This is a genomic window from Azospirillum fermentarium, from assembly GCF_025961205.1.
Classification (GTDB): domain Bacteria; phylum Pseudomonadota; class Alphaproteobacteria; order Azospirillales; family Azospirillaceae; genus Azospirillum; species Azospirillum fermentarium.
Map to the genome: position 1 here is coordinate 747,081 of NZ_JAOQNH010000001.1, position 23,085 is coordinate 770,165.

At 67.9% G+C, this 23,085-nt stretch carries 19 protein-coding genes and 1 CRISPR repeat array; of the genes, 15 read left to right on the forward strand and 4 right to left on the reverse strand.

Going from position 1 to position 23,085, the window contains the following annotated elements:
* Positions 1-448 precede the first annotated feature (448 nt).
* The 3 genes from ihfB (at position 449) to M2352_RS03595 (ending at position 2,295) form a co-directional block, all read left to right on the forward strand.
* A complete protein-coding gene (gene ihfB / locus M2352_RS03585) occupies positions 449-733 on the forward strand; it encodes an integration host factor subunit beta (RefSeq protein WP_264663135.1) in 285 nt (94 codons plus the stop codon).
* A 72-nt stretch (positions 734-805) separates the two neighbouring features.
* Entirely contained in the window at positions 806-1,219 is a 414-nt protein-coding gene (locus M2352_RS03590) for a LapA family protein (RefSeq protein WP_264663136.1), read from the forward strand.
* 119 nt (positions 1,220-1,338) lie between these two features.
* The gene (locus M2352_RS03595) at positions 1,339-2,295 is read left to right on the forward strand and encodes an ornithine cyclodeaminase family protein (RefSeq protein ID WP_264663137.1); all 957 of its coding nucleotides are present in this window, start codon (positions 1,339-1,341) and stop codon (positions 2,293-2,295) included.
* 18 nt (positions 2,296-2,313) lie between these two features.
* On the opposite strand, the gene M2352_RS03600 is transcribed toward M2352_RS03595, so the two are convergent.
* Entirely contained in the window at positions 2,314-4,119 is a 1,806-nt protein-coding gene (locus M2352_RS03600; RefSeq protein ID WP_264663138.1) for an ABC transporter ATP-binding protein/permease, read from the reverse strand.
* Positions 4,120-4,345: 226 nt separating this feature from the next.
* Positions 4,346-5,677 carry a GH1 family beta-glucosidase gene (locus M2352_RS03605; RefSeq protein WP_264663139.1) on the reverse strand — a complete coding sequence of 444 codons (1,332 nt, stop codon included), beginning with the start codon at positions 5,675-5,677 and terminating at the stop codon, positions 4,346-4,348.
* Positions 5,678-6,259: 582 nt separating this feature from the next.
* On the opposite strand from M2352_RS03605, the gene M2352_RS03610 reads away from it, so the two are divergent.
* Positions 6,260-6,577 carry a hypothetical protein gene (locus M2352_RS03610; protein WP_264663140.1) on the forward strand — a complete coding sequence of 106 codons (318 nt, stop codon included), beginning with the start codon at positions 6,260-6,262 and terminating at the stop codon, positions 6,575-6,577.
* 156 nt (positions 6,578-6,733) lie between these two features.
* On the forward strand, positions 6,734-8,026 hold the full coding sequence (locus M2352_RS03615; protein ID WP_264663141.1) for a family 4 glycosyl hydrolase: 1,293 nt from the start codon (positions 6,734-6,736) through the stop codon (positions 8,024-8,026).
* Here the strand turns inward: M2352_RS03615 and M2352_RS03620 are convergent.
* Positions 8,005-8,184: a hypothetical protein gene (locus tag M2352_RS03620; RefSeq protein ID WP_264663142.1), complete on the reverse strand. Its 180-nt coding sequence runs from the start codon at positions 8,182-8,184 to the stop codon at positions 8,005-8,007. The two genes, M2352_RS03615 and M2352_RS03620, sit on opposite strands and share 22 nt — an antisense overlap.
* A 196-nt stretch (positions 8,185-8,380) precedes the next feature.
* On the opposite strand from M2352_RS03620, the gene M2352_RS03625 reads away from it, so the two are divergent.
* The 4 genes from M2352_RS03625 (at position 8,381) to M2352_RS03645 (ending at position 13,781) form a co-directional block, all read left to right on the forward strand.
* On the forward strand, positions 8,381-9,247 hold the full coding sequence (locus tag M2352_RS03625; RefSeq protein ID WP_264663143.1) for a LysR family transcriptional regulator: 867 nt from the start codon (positions 8,381-8,383) through the stop codon (positions 9,245-9,247).
* Positions 9,244-10,215, forward strand: a complete 972-nt coding sequence (locus M2352_RS03630; RefSeq protein WP_264663144.1) for an SH3 domain-containing protein — start codon at positions 9,244-9,246, stop codon at positions 10,213-10,215. The genes M2352_RS03625 and M2352_RS03630 overlap by 4 nt, the downstream gene beginning before the upstream one ends.
* A gap of 294 nt (positions 10,216-10,509) precedes the next feature.
* On the forward strand, positions 10,510-12,036 hold the full coding sequence (locus M2352_RS26470; RefSeq protein WP_319802015.1) for a methyl-accepting chemotaxis protein: 1,527 nt from the start codon (positions 10,510-10,512) through the stop codon (positions 12,034-12,036).
* Between the two features lie 149 nt (positions 12,037-12,185).
* Positions 12,186-13,781 carry a DUF3369 domain-containing protein gene (locus M2352_RS03645; RefSeq protein WP_264663145.1) on the forward strand — a complete coding sequence of 532 codons (1,596 nt, stop codon included), beginning with the start codon at positions 12,186-12,188 and terminating at the stop codon, positions 13,779-13,781.
* 39 nt (positions 13,782-13,820) lie between these two features.
* On the opposite strand, the gene M2352_RS03650 is transcribed toward M2352_RS03645, so the two are convergent.
* Complete coding sequence (locus M2352_RS03650; RefSeq protein WP_264663146.1) at positions 13,821-15,311, reverse strand: alpha/beta hydrolase; 1,491 nt, start codon at positions 15,309-15,311, stop codon at positions 13,821-13,823.
* 475 nt (positions 15,312-15,786) lie between these two features.
* Here M2352_RS03650 and cas9 point away from each other — a divergent pair, with 475 nt between their 5' ends.
* The 6 genes from cas9 to tnpB all read left to right on the forward strand — a co-directional run bounded on the left by cas9 (position 15,787) and on the right by tnpB (position 23,017).
* Positions 15,787-18,975 (forward strand): type II CRISPR RNA-guided endonuclease Cas9, encoded by a 3,189-nt coding sequence (cas9, locus tag M2352_RS03655; protein ID WP_264663147.1) that lies wholly within the window; start codon positions 15,787-15,789, stop codon positions 18,973-18,975.
* A 19-nt stretch (positions 18,976-18,994) separates the two neighbouring features.
* Positions 18,995-19,978, forward strand: coding sequence for a type II CRISPR-associated endonuclease Cas1 (cas1, locus tag M2352_RS03660; RefSeq protein ID WP_264663148.1), 984 nt, complete (start codon positions 18,995-18,997; stop codon positions 19,976-19,978).
* Entirely contained in the window at positions 19,932-20,261 is a 330-nt protein-coding gene (gene cas2 / locus M2352_RS03665; protein WP_264663149.1) for a CRISPR-associated endonuclease Cas2, read from the forward strand. The genes cas1 and cas2 overlap by 47 nt, the downstream gene beginning before the upstream one ends.
* 74 nt (positions 20,262-20,335) lie before the next feature.
* A CRISPR array of direct repeats spans positions 20,336-21,162; the repeat unit is 36 nt; unit sequence ATTGTAGCCGCTGGGGGATCGGGGTCCAGCCGCAAC.
* A gap of 363 nt (positions 21,163-21,525) precedes the next feature.
* On the forward strand, positions 21,526-22,200 hold the full coding sequence (locus tag M2352_RS03670; RefSeq protein ID WP_264663150.1) for an Arm DNA-binding domain-containing protein: 675 nt from the start codon (positions 21,526-21,528) through the stop codon (positions 22,198-22,200).
* Between the two features lie 62 nt (positions 22,201-22,262).
* The gene (gene tnpA / locus M2352_RS03675; protein WP_264662670.1) at positions 22,263-22,673 is read left to right on the forward strand and encodes an IS66-like element accessory protein TnpA; all 411 of its coding nucleotides are present in this window, start codon (positions 22,263-22,265) and stop codon (positions 22,671-22,673) included.
* Complete coding sequence (gene tnpB / locus M2352_RS03680; protein WP_174471014.1) at positions 22,670-23,017, forward strand: IS66 family insertion sequence element accessory protein TnpB; 348 nt, start codon at positions 22,670-22,672, stop codon at positions 23,015-23,017. The genes tnpA and tnpB overlap by 4 nt, the downstream gene beginning before the upstream one ends.
* The last annotated feature ends 68 nt before the right edge of the window (positions 23,018-23,085 follow it).

The window sequence follows — 23,085 nt, forward strand, 5'->3', positions numbered from 1 at the left end:
CACCGCGGAGATACCGAGGGCCGAAAAAGCCAGCAGCCCGAGAACAAGATAAATGCGCAACGCCAAACCGTGTTTTGTACGTATCATTGCCGTGACCCTTCGTCATGAGACGTGGCGCCCCTAGGATTCTTTATTTTTCTTGTAATGGTTCTGTTGCTATTTGAACCATTTCCAGGTCAACTGTTGACCCAAAGCCGTACCTCCGTAAAGGCCGTTCCCCGAATGGCTGGTATTTGCTGAAAAGACATACGGTTGGGCCGGGCACAATCCTGCGCGGCTTTTTCCCCTGCGGTGCCGTGCCGCTGGCGGAAAGCGGTGGCGGTTGAAAGGCTTACCTTGACGGGATCCGGCGGCTTTGGCACGCTTGACCGCACCAGGGCGCGGGGAGCCATACGGCACATGTGTGCGGCAACCCGCGTCGGCCATCCGGGGGGGGACCGACGGCGCCATGACCAAATCCGAGCTGATCCAGCGGCTCGCGGAACGCAACCCGCACCTCTACCAGCGCGACATCGAACGGATCGTCGGCACGATCTTCGATGAGATTTCCGATGCCCTGTCCCGCGGGGACCGGGTGGAGCTTCGCGGGTTCGGTGCCTTTTCCGTCAAGCGGCGCGACGCGCGCCAGGGGCGCAACCCGCGCACCGGCGAATCGGTGGCGGTGGGGGAAAAGTACGTGCCCTTCTTCAAGACGGGCAAGCAGCTCCGCGAACGGCTGAACATGGATGAATAAGCGTGGACCACACAGCCGCCGGAGCGTATGCCCGGCGGCCATGATCCTGTTTCGATAAGGAAACCCCTTCCCGTGCGTTATCTCAGCCTGATTCTGACCATCCCCGTTGCGGTACTGGCGGTGCTGTTCGCCGTTTCCAACCGGGGGATCGTGACCTTCTCCCTGTGGCCCACGCCGTTCACGGTGGATGCGCCGGTTTATCTGGCGACGCTGGTGTTCCTGGTGGTCGGGTTCGTGTTCGGCGGCGTCATCACGTGGCTGGGGCAGGGGCGTCACCGCCGCCGCGGCCGGGTGATGGCCGACCGGGTGGCGATCCTGGAACGGGATCTGAAGGACGCGCAGGTGCGCGCCGCCACCGCCGAAAAGCGTCTGGCCGAGCTGAACAAGCCGGTGTCGGGCCAGCCCCGCGCGGCGGTTCCGGCCGCCCCGGCAGTCGCGGCGGCTCCGGCGCCCGCGGCCCTGCCCGGTTCGCCCACCGTGCATTGAACGGGGGCTGTCCGTTCGAGCCGATCCCGAAGGGGGGTGCCGGAGCGATCCGGCACCCCCATTCTTTTTTTCGGTCCGCCCGTTCCATCCGCCCCGCCTCACCCAAGGAGCCTTCGCCCATGCGCACCATCACCGGCGCCGAACTGCGGTCGGTCCTGCACCACCGGATGCTGATCGAGCGGCTGCGCCAGAGCTTCCGCGCCGAGGTGCAGGTGCCGCTGCGCCATCACCACACGGTGCCCACCTATGGCGCGGACGACGCCACCTTGCTGCTGATGCCGGCGTGGGAAACCGGGCGCAGCATCGGCATCAAGGTGGTGACGGTGTTCCCCGACAACGCGGCCAAGGATCTGCCGGCGGTCCAGGGCGTCTATCTGCTGCTGGACGGCAAGACGGGGGTGCCGCAGGCGCTGATCGACGGGCAGGCGCTGACCAAGCGGCGCACCGCCGCCGCCTCGGCTCTGGCGGCCGGCTATCTGGCGAAGCCCGACGCCGAGCGGCTTTTGGTGGTGGGCACCGGCGCGCTGGCCCCGGAACTGGTGGAGGCCTATGCCGCCGTGCGCCCGATCCGCCATGTGCTGGTGTGGGGACGCAATGTGGAGAAGGCCAAGCGGGTGGTGTCCCGCTTCCACCGGCCCAAGTTCCGCATCGAGGCGACGGCGGACCTGGAAGGGGCGGTGCGCGGGGCCGACATCATCACCTGCGCCACCTTGTCCAAGGAGCCGCTGATCCGCGGGGAATGGCTCCAGCCCGGCCAGCACCTGGACCTGATCGGCGGCTTCACACCCGAGATGCGCGAGGCCGACGACGAGTGCATCCGCCGGTCCCGCGTGTTCGTGGATACCCGCGAGGGAGCGTGCAAGGAGGCGGGTGACATCGTGCAGCCCATGGCCGCCGGCATCCTGACCTCCGACGACATCGCGGGCGACCTGTACGATCTCACCCGCGGCGAGCGGGCGGGGCGGCGCTATTACGACCAGATCACCCTGTTCAAGTCGGTGGGCACGGCGCTGGAAGATCTCTGCGCCGCCCAGCTTGCGGTGGAGATGGTCATCCACAACGAGACGATCCGGTAACAGACGATCCGATAGGGATCACATCGCCGGGTCGCTGAATTCGGTGACGCCGCTGCGGTGGCAGGTGCCTTCCACCACGCGGACGGCGCCGTTGGCCCGCTCCAAAATCAATTTCCGATGATGGTGACGCTCCAGGGCCTCGTGGTCGCCGATGCTCATCACGGTGGCGTGGGGCAATTCCTCGTCCAGCAGGCGCAGCATGGCCTCCTCGCTGGCGGGATCCAGGGCGTCGGTGGTGTTTTCCATGAACACCCAGTCGGGCCGGCGCACCAGCAGGCGGGCGAAATTCAGCCGCTGCTTCTCGGTCACGGCCAGCGCCTCGTTCCAGGGCGCCACCTCGTCCAACTGGGGGATCAGGTGGTTCAGGCCGACACGGTTGAGCGCGGCCACCGCCTTGACGTCGCTGACCGTCACCCCATCGACGGGATAGGCCAGCACCGCGCGCAGGCTGGCCCGCGGCAGATAGGGGCGTTCGGGCATGAAGAACACCCGCGTGTGGGCGGGCAGGGCGATCCGCCCCCCACCCCACGGCCACACGCGGGCCAGCGCGCGGAACAGGCGGATGGCGGCCGGCGGATCGCCGGTGATCAGCACCCGCTGGCCGGGCAGGATCTCGGTGCTGAACGGTTTCAGCACCAGCTCCCCGCCCGGTTCGGTGATCGACACGCCGGTGAAGGTCAGGCTGTGGGCATCGTCGGTGCGTTCCACCAGGATGCGCTCGGTGCCTTCGCCGCCGATTTCGCGGTCGAGCTGCTCCAGCGCGTCGTGCAGGCCCAGAACCCGCTCCACCGACGCCTTCCACTCGGCGGCGCGGGCCAGATTGTCGATGGGCCAGGACAGCGCCTGCACCGTCTGCTGGAACGCCTGGGCCGTCTGCATCAGCACGCCCAGCGTGATGGCGCCGGAAATGTAGCGGGGGGCCGTCACCAGGATGGGAAAGGCGGTGGTCAGCACCGAATAGCTGGCGCTGAACATCATCATGTTGGCCAGCGCGTGGGTCTGGATGTGCCAGCCCTGGCGCACCCCGGCGAACAGGCCGGTCAGCCGCCCGCGCTCTCCCGATTCCCCGTGCAGGAGCGCGATGGGCTGGGCGTTTTCCCGCACCTCGGCCAGACCGAAGCGGAAATCCGCCTCGTACCCCTGGCGGCGGTTGGCGGCCTTGACCAGCGGCTGGCCCATGATCAGCGCGATGGTGGTGCCCAGGGCGGCATAGGCCAGCGCGATGTACAGCAGATACCCCGGCACCGGGATTACGGTCACGCCGACGCTCACCTCCAGCGTGCCGGAGAGGGTCCACAGGATGCTGGTGAAGCTGATCAGCAGCAGCACGCAGTACGAGAAGGACAGCGCCAGTTCGATGGCGGATTCGGTGGCGATACGGATGTCTTCGGCGATGCGCCCGTCGGGGTTGTCGTGGTCGCCGTCCATATAGGTGATCTGGTGCTGGCGCCCGCGGGTCAGCCAGCCGTCCAGCATCTTGGCCGTCAGCCATTGCCGCCAGCCGAGCTGCAACTGGCGCTTGACCCACAGATGCCCCAGCGTGTTGGCGATGTTGAAGGCGATGATGCCGCACACCGCCGCGATCATGACCATGAACTGGTCCATGGACCGCTGTTCCAGGGCATTGAAGAAACGCTCGCTCCACAGGTTCAGCAGAATGGGCACCACCACCATGCCCATGGTGAGAATCCCCAGAAGCACCGCCAGCAGCCGGACACCCCAGCGGTCCTTTTCCGACCAATAGCCCCCGGCCAGATCAAGAAAGCGCCGGGCGAAGCCGATCATCGCCTTGGATTTGACCCTTGAAGGAATCCTGCCGATCATTTCCGTCAAATTCCACCGAACCTGCCAGCCACCCTATACCAACACCCGCATGTCCCAAACAGGGGAGTGATCCGCCGCATACGAATGCTGCGCCGCAACCGGAGGGAGAGGGGGACGGCGGCCCTCCTGCTTCCCGGATGGGAAGGAAGAATGGCCGCCGGGGACGGAAGGATTGGTTTCATCCGGTGAAAGGTCACCGGATTATTTCACATCCTTGGCGTGTGCCTTATGCCTCGACCACCCCGCTCTTCGCCACGGTGCTGAGGAAGCGGTAGCTGTCCTTGGGCGTGCGGGCCAGGGTGTCGTAATCGACGCGCACGATGCCGAACCGCTTGGACAGGCCGAAGCCCCATTCGAAGTTGTCCAGCAGGCTCCAGCACAGATAGCCCTTGACGTTGCAGCCGTCGGCCAGCGCCCGGCCCACCGCCGCCACATGGTCGCGCAGGAAGGCCACGCGCTCGGCGTCGTGGATCCGGCCGTCGGCCTCCACCACGTCGTCATAGGCGGCGCCGTTCTCGGCCACGAACACGGCGGGGTTGCCGTAATCGTCGCGGAAATGGGCCAGCAGGTCATAGAGCCCGTCGGGCTGCACCGGCCACGCCATGGCGGTCCAGCGGTCGCAATGGGCATCGCCCCACCACACGTCGAACAGCCGTCCCGCCTCGTGCTTCATGGTCATGCGGGAGTAGTAGTTGATGCCCAGCAGGTCGATGGGGTAGCGCACGGCCTCCAGGTCGCCCGGCTGGACGATGCCCTCGGCATAAGGCGCGAGCACGGCGGGGAATTCCCCCTTCAGCACGCCGTCCAGCGCCACCCGGTTCCACACCGCGTCCCAGCGGACGGCGGCGGCGGCGTTCTCGGGTTTGTCGTCCTCGGCCCGGCAGGGCTGGAGGTTGATGACGGTGCCCAGCGTCAGGCCGGAATGCTCCGCCGCGATGGCGCGCAGCGCCGCCCCTTGCGCCAGATTCTGGTGGTGCAGGGCCTTCAGGATGCCGGCCTCGCCGAACTGGTGGCCGGGGGCGTGCTCGCCGGTGCCATAGCCGTGGGTGGCGACCACGTTCGGCTCGTTCAGCATCATCCAGTCCTTCACCCGGTCGGCCAGACGGGCGGTGACGATGCGGGCGTAGTCGGCGAAGGGGCCGACGATCTCCCGGCTCTGCCAGCCGCCGCGGTCCTCCAGCGGCTGGGGCAGATCCCAGTGGTAGAGGCAGGCCATGGGACGGATGCCCGCTTCCAGCACCGCGTCCACCAGCCGGTCGTAGAAATCCAGCCCCGCCGCGTTCACCGCCCCGGTGCCGGTGGGCAGAATGCGCGGCCACGCGATGGAAAAGCGGTAGGCGTTGAAGCCGGCATCCTTCAGCAATGCGACGTCTTCCGGCCAGCGGTGGTAGTGGTCGCAGGCGACGGCGGCGCTGCTGCCGTCCTGGATGCGCCCGGCGGCGGTGTAGGTGTCCCACACGCACGGTCCGCGCCCGTCGGCGTGGATGGCCCCCTCGATCTGATAGGCGGCGGTGGAAGCACCCCAGAGGAAGCCGGGGGGAAAGGTGATGGCGGCCATGGTCGGTTGTCCCTCGGACGGTCGGCGTTGGGACGGGAAAGCATGCCCGAAACCCCGCCCGCGCGCCATGGGTGGAAAAGCCGCGGGGAGCCGGGGCGGGCTGGGTGCGGGTGTGCCGGGCATCGCCGGGGGCGCCCGGCATAACATCTTAAAAGAACTTAACCCTTCCGCTTGATTGATTAATTAAAAATACTAAGCAAATATCAAAAAGAATGCCTGCCGTGAATTGACTTTGACATATATGTTGAAAATCTTCTCCATTTATCGTATTTGATAAGTCATAAATATAGAATACTTTGTACCCTATCGTATTCTGTTCATGCAACGGTATGTGTCCACCGATCCCGCCGCCGGGTGTCCGCCATGTCTTCTTCCCTTCCGTCCCTGAGGGCCGTGCTGTTGCCGGCCATCATCCGCGCCGTCAGCGTCTGGATGTGCGTGCCGGGACCATTGCCGCCGGTCTCTGCCAAGAGGCCCGCCCAAGCCCGGCGCCCCTGACGAATTCCGCCACAATTCCAGCCGCAAAACCGCCGCTTTCACCGCCCAGCCTCCGCTCGGAAAAAGACGAGGGGAGAACCGCCGATGAAACGGTTGGCTGTGGTCTGTGCAACGCTGGTCCTGGCGGGATGCGCGCCGGGGACCGGTTCCCTTCCGCTGAATTTCGCCAACGGTTCGGGCAGCGAGTTCGGCAACTACCCCGCCCAGGAGGATGGGGAGATGCGGGGCCCGGATGGTGAGCGTTGCGTCATCTTCAACTGGGACCGCCCGCTGACGGACACCCAGGCCCTTCGCCTGCGGTCCATGTCGTGCGAATCCCGGGAAAAGCCCGGCTGGATGGTCGGGCGCGACCTTGCCCGCACCGTCATCCCGCTGTCGGAAAGCACCCTGAAGGCTCCCTGACGGCCCTGCCGCACGCGCCGCCCTGCGGCGGGCTGCCACGCGGGGGCGTGTTTTCGTTGCGCCGGGCGCCAAGAGGCGTATCATCGGAAAAAATGCAGTGAAATCATTATGTTGCAGCGCAACTCGCGTCTGCCGCAGCGCATGAAGGGGGGCTGGATGACCCAACCGCTCAACACCGGCAAGATCGTCTTTCTCGGGGCCGGCAGCGCTGCCTTCGGCCTCAGCATGTACAAGGACATGTTCACCTGCGGCGAGCTGGCCGGGTCCACCGTCGTGCTGGTGGACACCAACGCCGAAGCTCTGGAGCGCATGACCGCCCTGGCCCGGCGGATGAACGCCGTGTCGGGGGCCGGCATCACCATCGAACACACCACCGACCGCCGGGCGGCGCTGCCGGGGGCGGATTTCGTGGTGAACGCGGTGGCCATCGACCGCAACCGCCTGTGGAGGCTGGATTTCGAGGTGCCGAAGAAGCACGGCGTGCGCCACACGCTGGGGGAAAACGGCGGCCCCGGCGGGCTGTTCTTCACCCTGCGCACCCTGCCGCTGATCTTCGACATCGCCCGCGACATTCACGAGCTGTGCCCCAACGCCCTGTTCATCAACCTGTCCAACCCGGAAAGCCGGGTGGTGTTGGCGCTCAGCCGTTACAGCCCGATCCGGTCCATGGGCATGTGCCACGGCATCTTCCTGGCCCGCTGGTTCATCTGCCAGATCCTGGGCATGGCGGAAAAGGACGTGGATTGCTGGGGGGCGGGCCTCAACCATTTCCAATGGCTGCTGCACATCCGCGACCGCGCCACGGGCCGCGACCTCTATCCCCTGCTGCGGGAGCGGGAGAAGGACCATGACCCGGCCTTCACGCCGCTGACGCGCAAGCTGTTCCGCAGCTTCGGCCTGTGGCCCACCTGCTCCGACGACCACACGGGCGAATACCTGCCCTATGGCTGGGAAGGGGGCGAGCACGGCTTCAACTTCGAACAGGACGCCCGCGACCGGGCCGGGCTGATGGGCCACATGGACCGGGTGATCCGCGAAGAGATCCCGGTGCCGGAGGACTGGCTGCAGCCCTCGTGGGGCGACCGGGCCATCCACGTCATCACCGGCATCCTGCAGAACAGCAAGCGCTTCGTGGAATCGGGCGTGGTCTGCAACCGCGGCACCATCCCCAACCTGCCGGCCGATCTGGCGGTGGAGGTGCCGGTCATCGCCGATGCCGCCGGGGTGCACCCGGTGTCGCTGGGGCCGCTGCCCGACGCCTGCGCCCGGCTGCTGACGGTCCAGGCCGGGGTGCAGCAGATGGCGGTGGAAGCCGCGGTGCATGGATCGAAGGAGATGGCGCTTCAGGCGCTGCTGCTCGATCCGGTGATCAATTCCACCGACGCCGCCGTCCACATCCTGGACGAGCTGTGGGAGATCAACCGCCCCTACATCCGCCCCTGCATCTGAGTGAGCAACGGGGCCAAGGCCGCCAGCAGCACCGCCCAGGCTGCCGGCGGCTTTTCCTTTTTGCGCCGCGGGGCCGGGGGTGGGGGCGGGGCATCGCGCGCCGGCTCGGGCAGGCGGGCGGCCAGGGTGGTGACGGTGGTCAGGGCATCGAACAGCATGGCCGTTTTCCGTGAACCAAGAGGGTCGGGTCGGCCCAGGCTGCCGCTGCCGGCGGATTTTTTGAAACGAATAGGGCTAATGCACTTATCACGGGGCGTGATGAGGCTTTGCCGTCACGGATCCGCCCGCCGGCCTTGACCGGGGATGGGACGCTCCCCTTGCCGTCCCCCGGCGGGTCTGGCAAGAATGGCGGCCATGCCGGCCAATCTCGACACCGATCTTTTGCGGGCCTTCGTCGCCGTCGCCGAGACGCGCAGCTTCACCCGTGCGGCCGATGCCCTGTACCGCACCCAAAGCGCCGTCAGCCAGCAGATCCGCCGGCTGGAGGAGACGCTGGGCTGCCGCGTGTTCGCCCGCGACACCCGCGGCGTGCGCCTGACGGGGGAGGGGGAGACGCTGCTGGCCTATGCCCGGCGCATGCTGTCGCTCAACGACGAGGTGATGGCCAATCTCGGCACCGGCCGGGCGCCGCAGCGGCCCCTGCGGCTGGGCACCCCCGACGATTACGCCTATCTGCTGCTGCCCCCCGTCCTGGCCCGCTTCGCCGCCAGCCACCCGCACCAGCCGGTGGAGGTGGTGTGCGACAATTCCAACGACCTTGCCCTTGCGGTGGAGGAGGGGGCCTATGACCTGGCCCTCATCACCCGCCCGGTGATGGACGGGGTGGCCGGCGACGGCATCCGCGTGCGGCGGGAACAGCTCGTGTGGACCGCCGCCCCGTCGGCCACCGGTCTGAGCGCCGCCGATCCCCTGCCGCTGGCGGTGTTCCCCGAGGGGTGCGTGTGCCGCAGCACCACCATCGCCGCGCTCGCCGCCGCCGGGCGGGCGTGGCGCCCGGCCTTCATCTCCGACAGCGTGGTCGCCATCCACGGCGCCGTGCTGGGCGGGGTGGCGCTGACGCCGCTGGAAGCCTGCACCGTGCCCCCCGGCCTGCTGGTGCTGGGGGACGACTGCGGCCTGCCGCCGCTGCCGCCGGTGGACATCGTGCTGCTGGGGCTGGACGTGGCGCCGCCGCCGGCCCGCGCGCTGGGCGAAACCCTGCTGGCGGTGCTGGCGGCATGAGCGTCCGGCCGTGTCATGCGCTGGCCGCCGCCGTGCTGGCCGCAACCCTGGCCGCTGCCGCGGTGCCGGTGCGGGCGGAAAGCCCGGCGTCCATCAACGCGCCCATCGAAGGGGAGGCGGTGCTGAACCGCGACGTGGAGGTGCGCATCCTCCCCCGCGAGGATTCGCGCATCATCATGACGCTGAAGGAGGGCAAGCACCTCAACGCCCTCGACACCCCCCGCGGCACCACCTGGACCAAGGTCGCCATCGGCGGCCAGCCCATCGGCTACGTGCCGTGGGACGCGCTGGACCCCGCCTTCGTCATCGCCGGCGTGGAGAAGGAGGAAAAGGCCGAGCAGCGCCGCGCCGCCGCCGCCGACAAGACGGTGGGGAAGGAGACGGGCAAGGACGGCCCCGCCACCAGCGCCACCACCGGCGCGCTGGTGCCGCTGGACGCCTGGACCCGTGCGGTGTCCAGCAACGGCGGGGCGGGAATGCCGGTGCGCGGCTACATGGTCGCCACCCGCACCACAAAGGCCACCCTGCCCAGCGTGGAGAAGAAGAAGCCCACGGTGACGCTGAACAAGGGGGATGTGGCGGGGTTCCTGGGATTCTCGTCGGGGCAGGTGGATCTGATCGTTCCGGGGGTGGGCACGGCGTCGGCCCCGGCGGCGGGCCTGATGGGGGTGGCGTCGGCCTATCCCCAGCGCACCCTGCCGCCCATGGAAAAGGGGCCGCAGGTCGCCATCCGCATCGGCGAATATCCCACGTACGAAGAGGCGCTGAACGCCTGGAACGAGTTCGTGGCCGGTCCGGGGCTGCAGTTCCGCGACGTGCCGCCCATGGTCTGGCCGCGGGTGTCGGGCCGCACGGTCAGCTTCGCCACCGGCATCGGCCCCTTTACCCGCGCCCAGACCGGCACCGCGTGCGCCGAACTGGCCAAGCGGGGCCGCGGCTGCACCCTGATGCCGCTCACCACGTTCTGACCGGCATTTCATTCAGACACTGAAATATTTTGAAGTGATGGTATCGCCCGATGATATTTGGCGATGGCTCTATTGCATTCGGTTTGTGTTGAGATATCTTTGATGCCGTGCAAGCCCCCCTGATCAGGGGTATATTGCTAAGCAGCATTTGGAAAAATTGCATGTAATCTGAATATCCCCTACTCATAGGGTGACATTTTTCCCTTTTGTTTTTGTTTTTTCTTTTAAGAAATAAAATTTCGACCTGACGGGATTCTCGGTCGGGGCAGGATCGGAAAAAGGGTAGAGGGGGCAATGATGTTCTTCAGGCGGGGTAACGAGGAGCAGAGCGCCAACGACCGGGAGTTGCTGGATCTGTTGGGGCATAACGCCGGCGTTGGCCTTTGGGATGCCCGGTTGTTTGATGGCGATCCGGCGCATCCCAAAAGCGAATGGCGCTGGTCGGACGAGTTCCGCCGGCTGGCCGGGTTCGAACGCGGCGACACCCAGGGCTTTCCCAATGTGATGGCGTCATGGTCCGACCGGCTTCATCCCGAGGATGCGAAGCCGACCTTCGATGCGTTCAGCGCCTGTCTGGCCGACCGCACCGGGCGCTACCAGTACGATGTCACCTACCGCCTGCGGGTCAAGGATGGGTCGTACCGCTGGTTCCGCGCGGTCGGCGGCGTGGCGCGCAACGCCAGCGGGGTGGCCCACCGGGCCTGCGGCGCCCTGATCGACGTGGACAAGGAAAGGAACGAGGCGGAAGGGGCGGCTCTGCTGGCCGTCTATGCCGGGGTCGGGCTGTGGGATGCGCGGCTTCACAACGCCGATCCCATGCACCCGAAGAGCATCTGGCATTGGTCGGACGAGTTCCGCCGGCTGCTGGGGTTTTCCCACGGCGACACCCAGGGGTTCCCCAATGTGGTGGGATCGTGGGCCGACCGCCTGCACCCGGACGACGCCCCGCCTACCTTCCAGGCGTTCGGCGCGTGCCTGAACGACCGGACGGGCCGGGTGGGGTATGACGTCACCTACCGCCTGCGGGTGCGGGACGGGTCGTACCGCTGGTTCCGCGCCATCGGCGGTGTTGCCCGCGATGCCAACGGCACGGCGCTGCGGGCCTGCGGCTCGCTGATCGACATCCACGCGCAAAAGGAGGCGGAGGAGAACCGCCAGCAGGCCGAAGCCCAGCGGCGCAAGGACATCAACCAGCTCACCACCACGCTGGAGGCCGACGTGTCCGCCGTCGCGCAAGGGGCCACCGGCACCGCCCAGACCGTCGCCTCCGCCGCCGAGCAACTGGCCTCGTCCATCAGCGAAATCAGCCACCGGGTGAACGATTCCGCCCATGCCTCCGCCGCCGCCTCGGCGGAAGCGGAACGCACCAACACCACGGTGCAGGCCCTGGTCGTCGCCGCCGACCGCATCGGCGAGGTGGTGCAGCTCATCAATTCCATCGCCGCCCAGACCAACCTTCTGGCGCTGAACGCCACCATCGAGGCGGCCCGCGCGGGGGAGGCCGGCAAGGGCTTCGCCGTGGTCGCCAACGAGGTGAAGACCCTGGCGAAACAGACCGCCAACGCCACCGAGGACATCACCGCCCAGGTGTCGGCGGTGCAGGAGGAGGCGAAGAACGCCGTCGCCGCCATCAAGACCATCGGCGAGGTGATCCGCAAGGTGGGCGAAATCTCCTCCGCCATCTCCGCCGCGGTGACGGAGCAGGACGCGGCGACGCGGGAAATCGCCTCCAGCGTTCAGCAGGTGGTGATCGAGACGCAAAAGGTGTCGGGCATCATCAACGAGACCGCGGGGAAGTTGCGGCGGTCCGGCTCGGCGTGACCGTCCCGCGGGGGCCGGGACCGGCATCCGGTGGAAAACGGGGCGGGGGCGCTCCGTTTTTCCTGCGGAAAGGTCGAATATTCGTGCATGCCGTGTTAGCGTTGCGCCTGTGAAGCGGCCGGCGGGACCGCCAGAGCGGGATGGGGACGATGAACGGCGACGACGACCTTCTGTTTCTTGACGATCACGATCCGGCGCAGGACCGGCCGCCCGCCTATCCGGCGCCGCGCTGGAAGATGCTGATCGTGGACGACGAGCCGGAGGTTCACTCCATCACCAAGCTCGTCCTGGCCGATTTCGAGTACAAGGGGCGCCCGGCTCATTTCATCTCCGCCTATTCCGCGGCGGAGGCCCGCGCCATCCTGGCCCGCGAGGATGACATCGCCATCATCCTGCTGGACGTGGTGATGGAAACCGACGACGCCGGGCTGAAGCTGGTGCACCACATCCGCGAGGAGCTGCGCAACCGCCACGTGCGCATCATCCTGCGCACCGGCCAGCCGGGGCAGGCGCCGGAACGGGCGGTGATCCTCGACTACGACATCAACGACTACAAGGCCAAGACGCAGTTGACCGCCCAGCAGCTCTTCACCACCACGGTGGCGGCGCTGCGGTCGTACGAGGACATCACGGCGCTGGAAACCAACCGCCGCGGCCTGGAAAAGATTATCGAGGCGTCGTCGTCGCTGTTCAAGGCGCGGTCGATGAAGCTGTTCGCCGCCGGGGTTCTGACCCAGCTTTCGGCGATCCTGGGGGTGGGGCCGGATGCCATCCTGTGCGTTCAGCGCGGGTCGGTGATCGGCGGCACCCGCGACGGCCTCTATGTGCTGGCCGGGTCGGGGCGGTTCGAGTCGCTGATCAACGAACCGGCGCTCGACCACATCGACGAGCCGGTGATGGCGTCGGTGGTGCGGTGCCTGGAAACCCATGCGAACATCTATGAACCCGATCACTGCACGCTCTACATCCGCACCCCCAACGACCGGGAGAACGTGGTCTATCTGCGCTCCGACCGTCCTCTGTCCGACCTGGACCGGCGACTGATCGAGGTGTTCTGCGGCAAAATCTCGGTGGGGTTCGACAATCTCTACGCCTTCGAACAACTGCGCCGCGCGCAGGAAGGGACGCTGCTGCTGCTGGCCGAGATGGCCGAGCGCCACGACGCCCCGTCCCCCGCGCCCGTCCCGGCGGCAGGGCGCGGCGAACCCACCCTGCGCATCGCCGCGGTGACCGAGACCATCGCCCGCCACATGGCGGAGACGGGCGGGCACCCGGACCTGGACACCGGCATGGTGGAAACCATCGGTCTGGCGGCGATCATGCACGACGTGGGCAACGCCGCGGTGGACCCGGCGGTGCTGGAGAAGCCGGGCCTGTTCACCGAGGACGAGCGCAAGGCCATGCGCGCCCACGTCAACCACGGCTGGCGCCTGCTGGAGCGGGCGGCCCATCTGGCGGAAAGCCGCACCTATCTGCATCTGGCGGTGGACATCGCACGCCACCATCACGAGAACTGGGACGGCACCGGTTACCCCGAGGGGCTGGCGGGCGCCGATATTCCGCTGGCCGCCCGCATCGTGGCGGTGGCCGATGCGTACGACGCCATGACCTCTCCCCGTCCGCACCGTCCGGCGCTGGGCCACGATCAGGCGATGGCCGAGCTGCGCGCCCAGGCCGGCGCCCGTTTCGATCCCGCCGTGATCGCCGCCTTCCTGGCGGTGGAGGAAACGGTCAGGGAATTCTGATAAAGCCTGACGGGTCCGGGGCGGCGGCCCCGTTGACCCCTACCGCGTCTCGAACCGCGGCGGCTGCAGGCTGGACCGGCAGGCGATGACCCGCGCCGGATCCGGCTGCTCGATGAACGCGCCCGCCGTCTCCAGCGCGCAGCCATCCGTCGCCGTCACCCCGTGGCCTGCGGCGCGGAACACCAGATGGCGGCTGTTGGGCAGGGTGGCGGCGGCGCGTTCCCCCCATTCCGGCGGCGTCACCGGGTCATAGGCGCCGGACAGCAGCAGCACCGGCACGGTGCTGGCCACGGGCAGGCGCTCGGCGGCGTCCTGCACCCCGGCGGGCCACAGGGCGCAGACCCGCTGGCCGGTGTCGCCGGCCCCGGCGGACCCATAGGGGGCCCAGCGCTGGCGGTTGGTGGCCACGCGCGCCGGGTCCGCCGGGTTGACGGTTTCGCGGCATTCCACGGAAAAGGCCATGCCCTCCGCCGTGTCGGGGTCGCCGATGGCCAGCGGCGGCGCGTCGCGGGCCAGCCGTTCGGGCCGCCCGCGGGTGGCGCGGTCCAGCGCCAGGGGCAGGCGGGCCAGGCTGTCGCCCTCGGCCATCAGCTCCAGCGTCGCGGTCAGCAGGCGGCGCCCGTCCAGCATCATGGTGCGGGGCACCATGGAATCCCCGACGGCGACGGCCATGGGGGAACGGTTCAGGGCCGGCACCAGATCCAGCACCCGTTTTTCCAGGTTGGGGAAGGCGGCGCGGCAGGGCCGGCTGGCGGCGCAATCGTCGAACAGCCGCCGGAACGCGCGGTAGGACAGCCACGCTTCGTCCTCGCGCGCGTTGATGTCGGGGGGATAGACGGAATCGAGAACGGCGGCCCGCACCGTTGCGCCGTGGCGGCGCAGCAGCTCCAGCACGACGCGGGTGCCGTAGGAGACGGCCAGCAGATTGACCTTGCCCCCGCCGCGCCCGGCGGTGACGGCGCGGGCGAGATCGGCCAGATCGTCGGCGGCGGTGGGGGTGGAGAACTGGGCGAGATCGACGCCCGCGGCCTGAAGCCGCTGGGCGCAGGCGGTGAGGGCCGCCCGTTCCGCCGCCTCTTCCCCCTCCTTGGCATCGGGCTCCTTGGTATCGGGGGTGGTGGCGGAGCGCCCGGCAAGCGTGTCCAGCTCGGGGCAATTGGTCTCCGGCTCGGCCCGCCCGACGCCGCGGGGGTCGAACAGCACGATGTCGCGGGTGCGGCGCAGCGGGGCCAGGGCGTCCCACCACCCCTCCATCCGCTCTTCCGCCGGTTCGCCCACCCCGAAGACGGAGGCGCCGGGCCCCCCCTCCACATAGATCACCGGGTCGGGCTGGGGGGGACCGTCGGTGGCGTGCAGGATGGCGACGGGCAGGTGCAGCATCCGCCCCTGGGGCCGGTCGCGGCGTTCGGGCACGGCGAGCGTGGCACAGGTGGCCTCTTCCCCCTCGGGCACCGAGAACCAGCAGGGGGCGGTGGTCAGCCGCGGGTCCGATGCGGGGGCGCCACGCGTTTCCGCCGCGGCTGCGGGCATGCCCGCGCCGACGGCAAACAACAGCAAGGCCGCACAAGCGGCAGGGCGGAACGCGGACAGCACGGGAGATCGCCAGACGCCAGGATCACGAAAGACGTCGGCTAAAGTGGCGGGATGGCCCCGCTTTGTCCAGGGAAACACACCGATGTGTTGCTGGAATGTCACTGCAACTGTTGCTGCGATGCAGCAAAGCTCAACAGCGGCCCGATCCCCAAAAAGAACGCGGCGGGCCGAAGCCCGCCGCACATCTTGTGCCGTCAGGGGCGAACCCCTGCGACGTGTTAACAGAAGGACCCCGATCCCCCAGCGGCTAAGCAAGGAAATTGTCATTCCATTCTTAGAATTCCACGGAACCGGACACGCGTCAAGACTGCATCGAATGCTTTCGGTGCCGGGAATTCGGCGAGCATGTTGCGATAATATTCTCTTTTAAAGAGAATGTTTTCCGAACGACCCGCTCTGGAGGAGGTCCACTGTGTCCGAACGCCCCCGCTACCGCCTCGCCCTGGATCTCGGCACCAGCAGCATCGGCTTCTGCCTGCTTGATCTGAACGGTGACGGGTGGCCCTGCGCGGTGCGCCGGATGGGGGTGCGGATCTTCCCCGACGGGCGCGACCCCCAATCCCAGGAGTCGCTGGCCGCCGACCGCCGGCTGGCCCGTTCGATGCGGCGGCGGCGCGACCGCTATCTGCGGCGGCGCGCGGTCCTGATGACCGCGCTGGTCGCCGCCGGCCTGATGCCGGCGGACAGGGACGCGCGCAAGGCCCTGGAACACACCGATCCCTATCCCCTGCGCGCGCAAGCCTTGGTGAGACCTCTGACGGTGCTGGAACTTGGCCGTGCCCTGTTCCACCTGAACCAGCGGCGCGGTTTCAAGAGCAACCGCAAGGCCGGCGGCGAGGAGTCCGAGGCCGGCAAGATCAAGACCGGCGTCTCTGCCCTGAAGACCCAGCTTCAGGAAAGCGGGACGGCAACGTTGGGGGCGTGGCTCGCCGAACGGCACGCCAAGCGCCAGCCGGTGCGGGCACGGGTGACCGGCAGCGGCGCCAAGGCCTTCTATGGCTTCTACCCCGACCGCGCCCTGGTCCGGGAGGAGTTCCAGGCGATCCGCGCCGCGCAGGCCCCGCACCACCCGGCTCTGTCGGCGGCACAGTGGGACCGGGTCGAGTCGATCATCTTCCACCAGCGCCCGCTGCGCCCGGTGCGGCCCGGTAAATGCACCCTCTTCCCGGCCGAGGAGCGCGCGCCCTGGGCGCTGCCCATCGCCCAGCAGTTCCGCATCCTGACGGAACTTGCCAACCTGCGCTTCAACCGGCCGGGTGAAGCCGCCTGGGGCCTGACGCCCGATCAGACCGCCAGCCTGTTCGACCGGCTGTGCCGCAAGGGCGACCTGTCCTTCAAGACCCTGGCCAAGGAACTGAAGCTGCCGTCCGACGTGGCGATCAACCTGGACGACGGCAAACGCGACCGGCTGAAGGGGGACGCCGTTGCCGATGCCCTGTCCGCCGACAAGGGCAAGAGGCGGCGCATCGGTGCCGCGTGGCACGCCCTGCCGCCGGACCGCCAGCGCGCCGTCGTCGGCCGCCTGCTCGACAGCGAGGACGCGGGGGAACTGGCCGATTGGCTGGAGTCGGAACTGGGCCTGAGCCGGGAGGTGGCCACCATCACCGCGGAACGGCCGGGCCTGCCCGATGGCTATTGCCGCCTCAGCGAAAAGGCGCTGGAGGCGATCGTCCCCCTGATGCGCGACCGCCACCTGACCTACAGCGAGGCGGTCGAGGCGCTGGGCCTCCACCATTCGGACTTCCGCCCGGACAGGCTGCGCGACGCCCTGCCCTATTATGGCGAGCCGCTGGAACGCTTCATCGCCTTCGGCACCGGCGAGCCGGACGACCCGCCGGAACTGCGGCTGGGGCGCTTTCCCAACCCGACCGTCCACATCGGCCTGAACGAGCTGCGCAAGCTGGTCAACCGCATCATCGAACGCTGGGGCAAGCCGGACGAGATCGTCGTCGAACTGGCCCGCGACCTGAAGCAGAGCCGCGACGAACGCGACCGGACCCAGCGCGAACAGGCGCAGAACCAGCGGAAGAACGAGGAACGGGCGCGGAAACTGCGGGAACTCGGCGTCGAGGTGAAGGCCGAGTCGCTCCTGCGCCTGCGGCTGTGGGAGGAGTTGCCCCAGCATGGCCTGGCCCGCGTGTGCGTCTACAGCGGCGAGGTCATCAGCCTGACGCGCCTGCTGCGCGGCGACGTGGACATTGACCACATCCTGCCCTTCAGCCGGACGCTGAGCGACGGCGCCGACAACAAGATCGTCTGCGTGCGCGCCGCCAACCGCTTCAAGCGCAACCGCTCGCCATGGGAAGCGTTCGGCGCCGTTCCGGTGGACGGGTACGGCTGGGCCGGCATCGCCGAACGGGCGGCGCAGTTGCCCCCGAACAAACGCTGGCGCTTCCTGCCCGACGCCATGGAGCGATTCGACGGCGAGAAGGGTTTCCTGGCCCGCCAGCTTGTCGAAACCCGGCATCTGTCGCGCATCGCCCGGCAGTATCTCGGCAGCATCCTGCCGCTGGAAAAGGTCCGGGTGGCGCCCGGCCGGCTGACGGCGCTGCTGCGGGCGCGCTGGGGGCTGAACAGGATCCTGTCCGACGCGAACCTCAAGAACCGGGGCGATCACCGGCACCACGCCATCGACGCCGCGGTGCTGGGCGTCATCGACCAGCGGCTCGTCCAACGGGTGGCCAAGGCGGCGGAGCGGGCCGAGGCCAACGAACTGGAGCGCCTGTTCGACGGCCTGCCCGATCCGTTCGACGGGCTGGGCGGCGCGTCCTTCGGCGATCAGGTGCGGGACAAGGTGCGCGGCATCATCGTCTCGCACAAGGCGGAACACGGCTGGCAGGCCCGCATGCACAACGATACCGCCTATGGCCCGGTCGGCGTTCAGCCGGACGGCACCCATCTGGTGGTGACGCGCAAGCCGCTGGCCAGCCTGACCGCCAAGGATCTGCCGGACATCCGCGACCGGAAACTGGCGGCGGCGCTGGAAGCTCACGCCGCGGCGCAGGCCGCGCAGGGCCGCAGCTTCGCCGAGGCGATGAGCCGGTTCGACTGGACGAACGGGACCGTGCGCCGGGTGCGGATGCTCGACAGGCTGGGCAGCCCCGTCCCGGTCCGCGATCCCGCCGGGGCGGTGTTCAAGCTCTACAAGGGCGACAGCAACGCCTGGTACGAGATCCTGCGCAACGGGCGGGGACGCTGGATCGGCCGGATCGTCAGCACCTATGAGGCCTATCAGCTTCACCGGGCATGGGTGGCCGAAACGGGGGTCGCGCGGGCCGAGGATGGCCGCCCCTTCCTGGATTGGGCGGCGCGGCGGGTGGCCGGCGGCGCGGGCACGCCGCTGTTCCGGCTGTTCAAGGGCGATCTGCTGGCGCTGGGCACGGCCCCCGACCGCCAGATCATGCGGGTGGTCAAGTTCTCCGAAGGGCGGATCGTGCTGGCGCCCCATCACGAGGCCGGAAACCTGAAGGAGCGCGATGCCGATCCGGGCGACCCCTTCAAGTACCGCACCTGTTCCCCGGATGCGCTGCGCAAGGCACAGGCGCGCCCGGCCGGCGTCGATCCGCTCGGCTATGTCCACGACAAAGGCCCGATCGAGTAAGCACCGTATGGAGTAGGCAATGGCAAGCGCGGCGGGAATCGTCATCGAGGTGGCGGAGGACGGGCGGCATCTGTCGCTCGACCGTGGATTCATGGTTGTCTCGGTCCGCGGCACCGAAATCGGGCGGGTGCCGCTCGACGACATCGCCGTGCTGATCGGCACCGCCCATGGGCTGACCTATTCCAACAACTTGCTTCTGGCCTTGCTGGAACGGGAATGCGCGGTGGTCCTGTGCGGGCGCAACTTCAGCCCGGCGGCGATTCTGTGGCCGGTGGACGGGCATCATGCCCAGGCCCAGCGGATGCGGGCGCAGGCGGAGATCACCGACGCCTTCCGGAACCGGCTCTGGCAAGCCATCGCGCGGGCCAAGGTCCGCAACCAGGGCGCGGTGCTGGAGGCGCTGGGCCAGCCGGCCGGGGCCTTTGCCGAGCTTGCGCGGCGCTTGCGCTCGGGCGATCCCGAGAACATCGAGGCGCAGGCGGCGCGCCGCTACTGGCCCTTGCTGTTCGGCCCCGATTTCCGGCGCGACAGCGACGAACCGGGCATCAACGGGCTGTTGAACTATGGCTATGCGGTCTTGCGGGGCGGCACGGCGCGGGCGGTGGCGGCGGCCGGTCTCCATCCGACGCTCGGGCTGAAACATTCCAACCGTTCGAACCCCATGTGCCTTGTCGATGACCTGATGGAGCCGTTCCGGCCGTTGGTCGATATCCTGGTCCATCGCCTCGCCGCCGCCGGGCAGCGGGAGGTGGACCGGGACACCAAGCGCGTGCTGGCCGGCATTCTGGTGCAGGATCTGAGAACGGAGGCCGGTGTCACCCCTTTGGGAACCTGCCTGTTCCGGCTGGCGTCCTCGCTGGCGCACCTGCTGCTGGGCGAGCGGCAGGTGCTGGACCTGCCGCTGTCGCCGCTGCCGCTCGATCTCGTTTCCCCACACACTCGCAAGGAGGGCGCGCATGGTGCTCAGCGCGTATCGCCTGATGTGGATGATGGTGATGTTTGACTTGCCCACGGTGACGAAGCCTGACCGGAAAGCCGCGGCCAAATTTCGGAACTTTCTGCTCGATGAAGGTTTCGAGATGTCCCAATTCAGCGTCTACCTGCGCTTTTGCGCCGGCACGTCACAGGTCGAGGCGCGAATCGGGCGTATTCGGGCGAACCTTCCGAAAAGGGGAAAGGTGCAGATCCTGACCTTTACCGACCGGCAATATCAGACGATGGTGTGCCTGGAAGCACGGACAAAACAAGAACCTGCTGCGCGTTATGAGCAGTTCAAGCTGTTTTAGCGGGTGATTTATGAGGCGAGACGGACAAAAATCCCGGATAATGCATTTAATTTCAATGCGTTACCCGGGATCCTATTGTAGCCGCTGGGGGATCGGGGTCCAGCCGCAACAGACACGGCGGCGGGTTTCATCCGCTGACATTGTAGCCGCTGGGGGATCGGGGTCCAGCCGCAACTGATGAGTCCAGCACGCCGGCACCGTCTGAATTGTAGCCGCTGGGGGATCGGGGTCCAGCCGCAACGTTCATGCCGCTCTACATCGAACGCCTGCGATTGTAGCCGCTGGGGGATCGGGGTCCAGCCGCAACGCGGTGGGCTCGGATGAAGAATCCTTGGCGATTGTAGCCGCTGGGGGATCGGGGTCCAGCCGCAACGTCACCATGGCAGTCGCTGGCGTGGCTGCCATTGTAGCCGCTGGGGGATCGGGGTCCAGCCGCAACAGCGTGCTCCTCCACTGCTCCAGTGCCTTGGATTGTAGCCGCTGGGGGATCGGGGTCCAGCCGCAACTGTTGGCAGTGGCGAACGACGCCGTCCGCAATTGTAGCCGCTGGGGGATCGGGGTCCAGCCGCAACGACCTTGCCCGCTACGCCGTGGCGTCGGAAATTGTAGCCGCTGGGGGATCGGGGGCCAGCCGCAACTTCTGCGGGCCAACAACGGCGACCTGCTGAATTGTAGCCGCTGGGGGATCGGGGTCCAGCCGCAACAGCATAGGGGGACAGCTACCCCCGCTTGTCATTGTAGCCGCTGGGGGATCGGGGTCCAGCCGCAACTGTCCGATATGACGCTCGTCCTGCGATTGATTGTAGCCGCTGGGGGATCGGGGTCCAGCCGCAACGTTGGCGGAGCACCAGTTGAGCACCGGGTTATTGTAGCCGCTGGGGGATCGGGGTCCAGCCGTACTGCAAGCAACAGGCTCATGTCTCGTGAGACATGGGTGAGACACCGGCTCTCAATCGCTCACAAAAAATCACGTCAGATGCTGCCGTTGCAGGTAGTCCTCGCTCTGCATCTCCATCAGTATTTCAGGCCCCTCGGCGAGGTGAACGCGAGGGCCGGAAAACGCTGGAAATGCCGGAATCCTATATGCCGGCAACAGGCTGAAGTTTCAAGGCAATTCCGAAAAGCGTGACATCATGCAGGCGACTGATTGGGCCACCGGGACTACGCTTGGATTCGCTACTCTACCCCCTGGCATCCGCGATTTGTGTGACACCGGCTGTGACACCATTTATCGGACTGTATTTCTGACAGTCTAAGAACGGCCATGCCCAAACTGACCGACACGACGATCCGTCACACCCGCGCCAAGGACGGGATTCGGACCATTCTGAGGGACGGCGCCGGCCTCGAATTGCAGGTCCATCCGAGCGGCACCAAGACGTGGTACCTGCGCTGCCGCGTCCGCGCGGAGGGCGGCGGCAAGGGCATCCAGCGCCGCGTCGCGCTGGGCGCCTATCCCGCGGTGTCGCTGTCGGACGCGCGGCTGGCGGCCGGCCGGGTCGTCTCGGAGGCGCGCAGCGGCCAGGACCCGAAGGCGGCTGAAACACGGGCCGTACTCGGCCTGGAGAAGCCGCGCACGGTGGCCGACGCTGCCGCGCTCTACATCGCGCACCTGAAAGCGGTCGGGCGGGCGGAACGCTACTGGAAGGAGCGGGAACGGCTGCTGAAGCTCCACCTCGTGCCGGCGCTGGGCAAGCTCGCGCCGGCCGACGTCGATCGCGCCATGCTGTCGGCCGTGGTGGACCGCGAGGCGAGGCGCCAAGCCAAGGCCAAGCAGAAAGGCGTGCAGACGCGCCGGCTGGGCAGCGTGATCACCGCGCTGTGGCGGCACCTGGAGGACAAGGGGTGGCTCCCCACACGCGGCACGGCGGATCGGTTGCTGGTGTCCGCCGCCGCGGAGCGCTGTACGCATCCGGTAAGCGCCGCCTTGGCAAAGTAGGGTCCGACGTCTGAGTTTTGCGTGGCGCGTCATCGCGCGGACGCAAACGAGTGGCAAACGTCATGGCTTACCAGCGGGTCGAGGTTCTGACGGGGACGGAGCGGCGGCGGAACTACACGCCGGCGGAGAAGGTCCGGATGGTCGAGGAGGCGTTCCGCCCCGGCGTGGTGGTGACGGAGGTGGCCCGCCGGCTGGGCGTGCACGAAAGCCTGCTGTATCGCTGGCGGGGGCTGATGAAGGCCACGGGGATCGCCGTGGGCGAACCGCCCAGCTTCACTGCGGTGACCATCACGCCGGAGCCGACCGTCACGGAACTGCCGGTCGTGGAGCCCCGTGCGCCATTGCCGCCTCCGGCGACGTCGGCCACGAGCCCGGCGATCCTCGAGGTCATCCTGCCCAGCGGGGCACGCCTGCGTCTGGAAGGGCCGGTCGACCCGGCCCTGGCGGCGGCCGTCATCGGTGCCCTGGCATGATCCCGGTGCCGAGCGGGGTGCGGGTGTGGCTGGCCAGCGGGCACACCGACATGCGCAAGGGCTGGGCGAGCCTGGCGTTGCTGGTGCAGGAACGCTTCGCCCAAGACCCGCACAGCGGCCATCTCTTCATCTTCCGCGGGCGCCGCGGCGATCTGGTGAAGATCATCTGGTATGACGGCCAGGGCAGTTGCCTGTTCATGAAGAGGCTGGAGCGGGGCCGTTTCATCTGGCCCACGCCGGCGGACGGCGCGGTGTCGATCTCGGTTGGGCAGATGGGCTATCTGCTCGAAGGCATCGACTGGCGCAACCCGCAGAAGACTTGGCGTCCCGAGACCGCAGGGTGACTGCGACACGGTGAATCGACGGGCCGGTTCAGGGGAGATTGCGACGGCTCGAAGGCGTGATCCCAGGT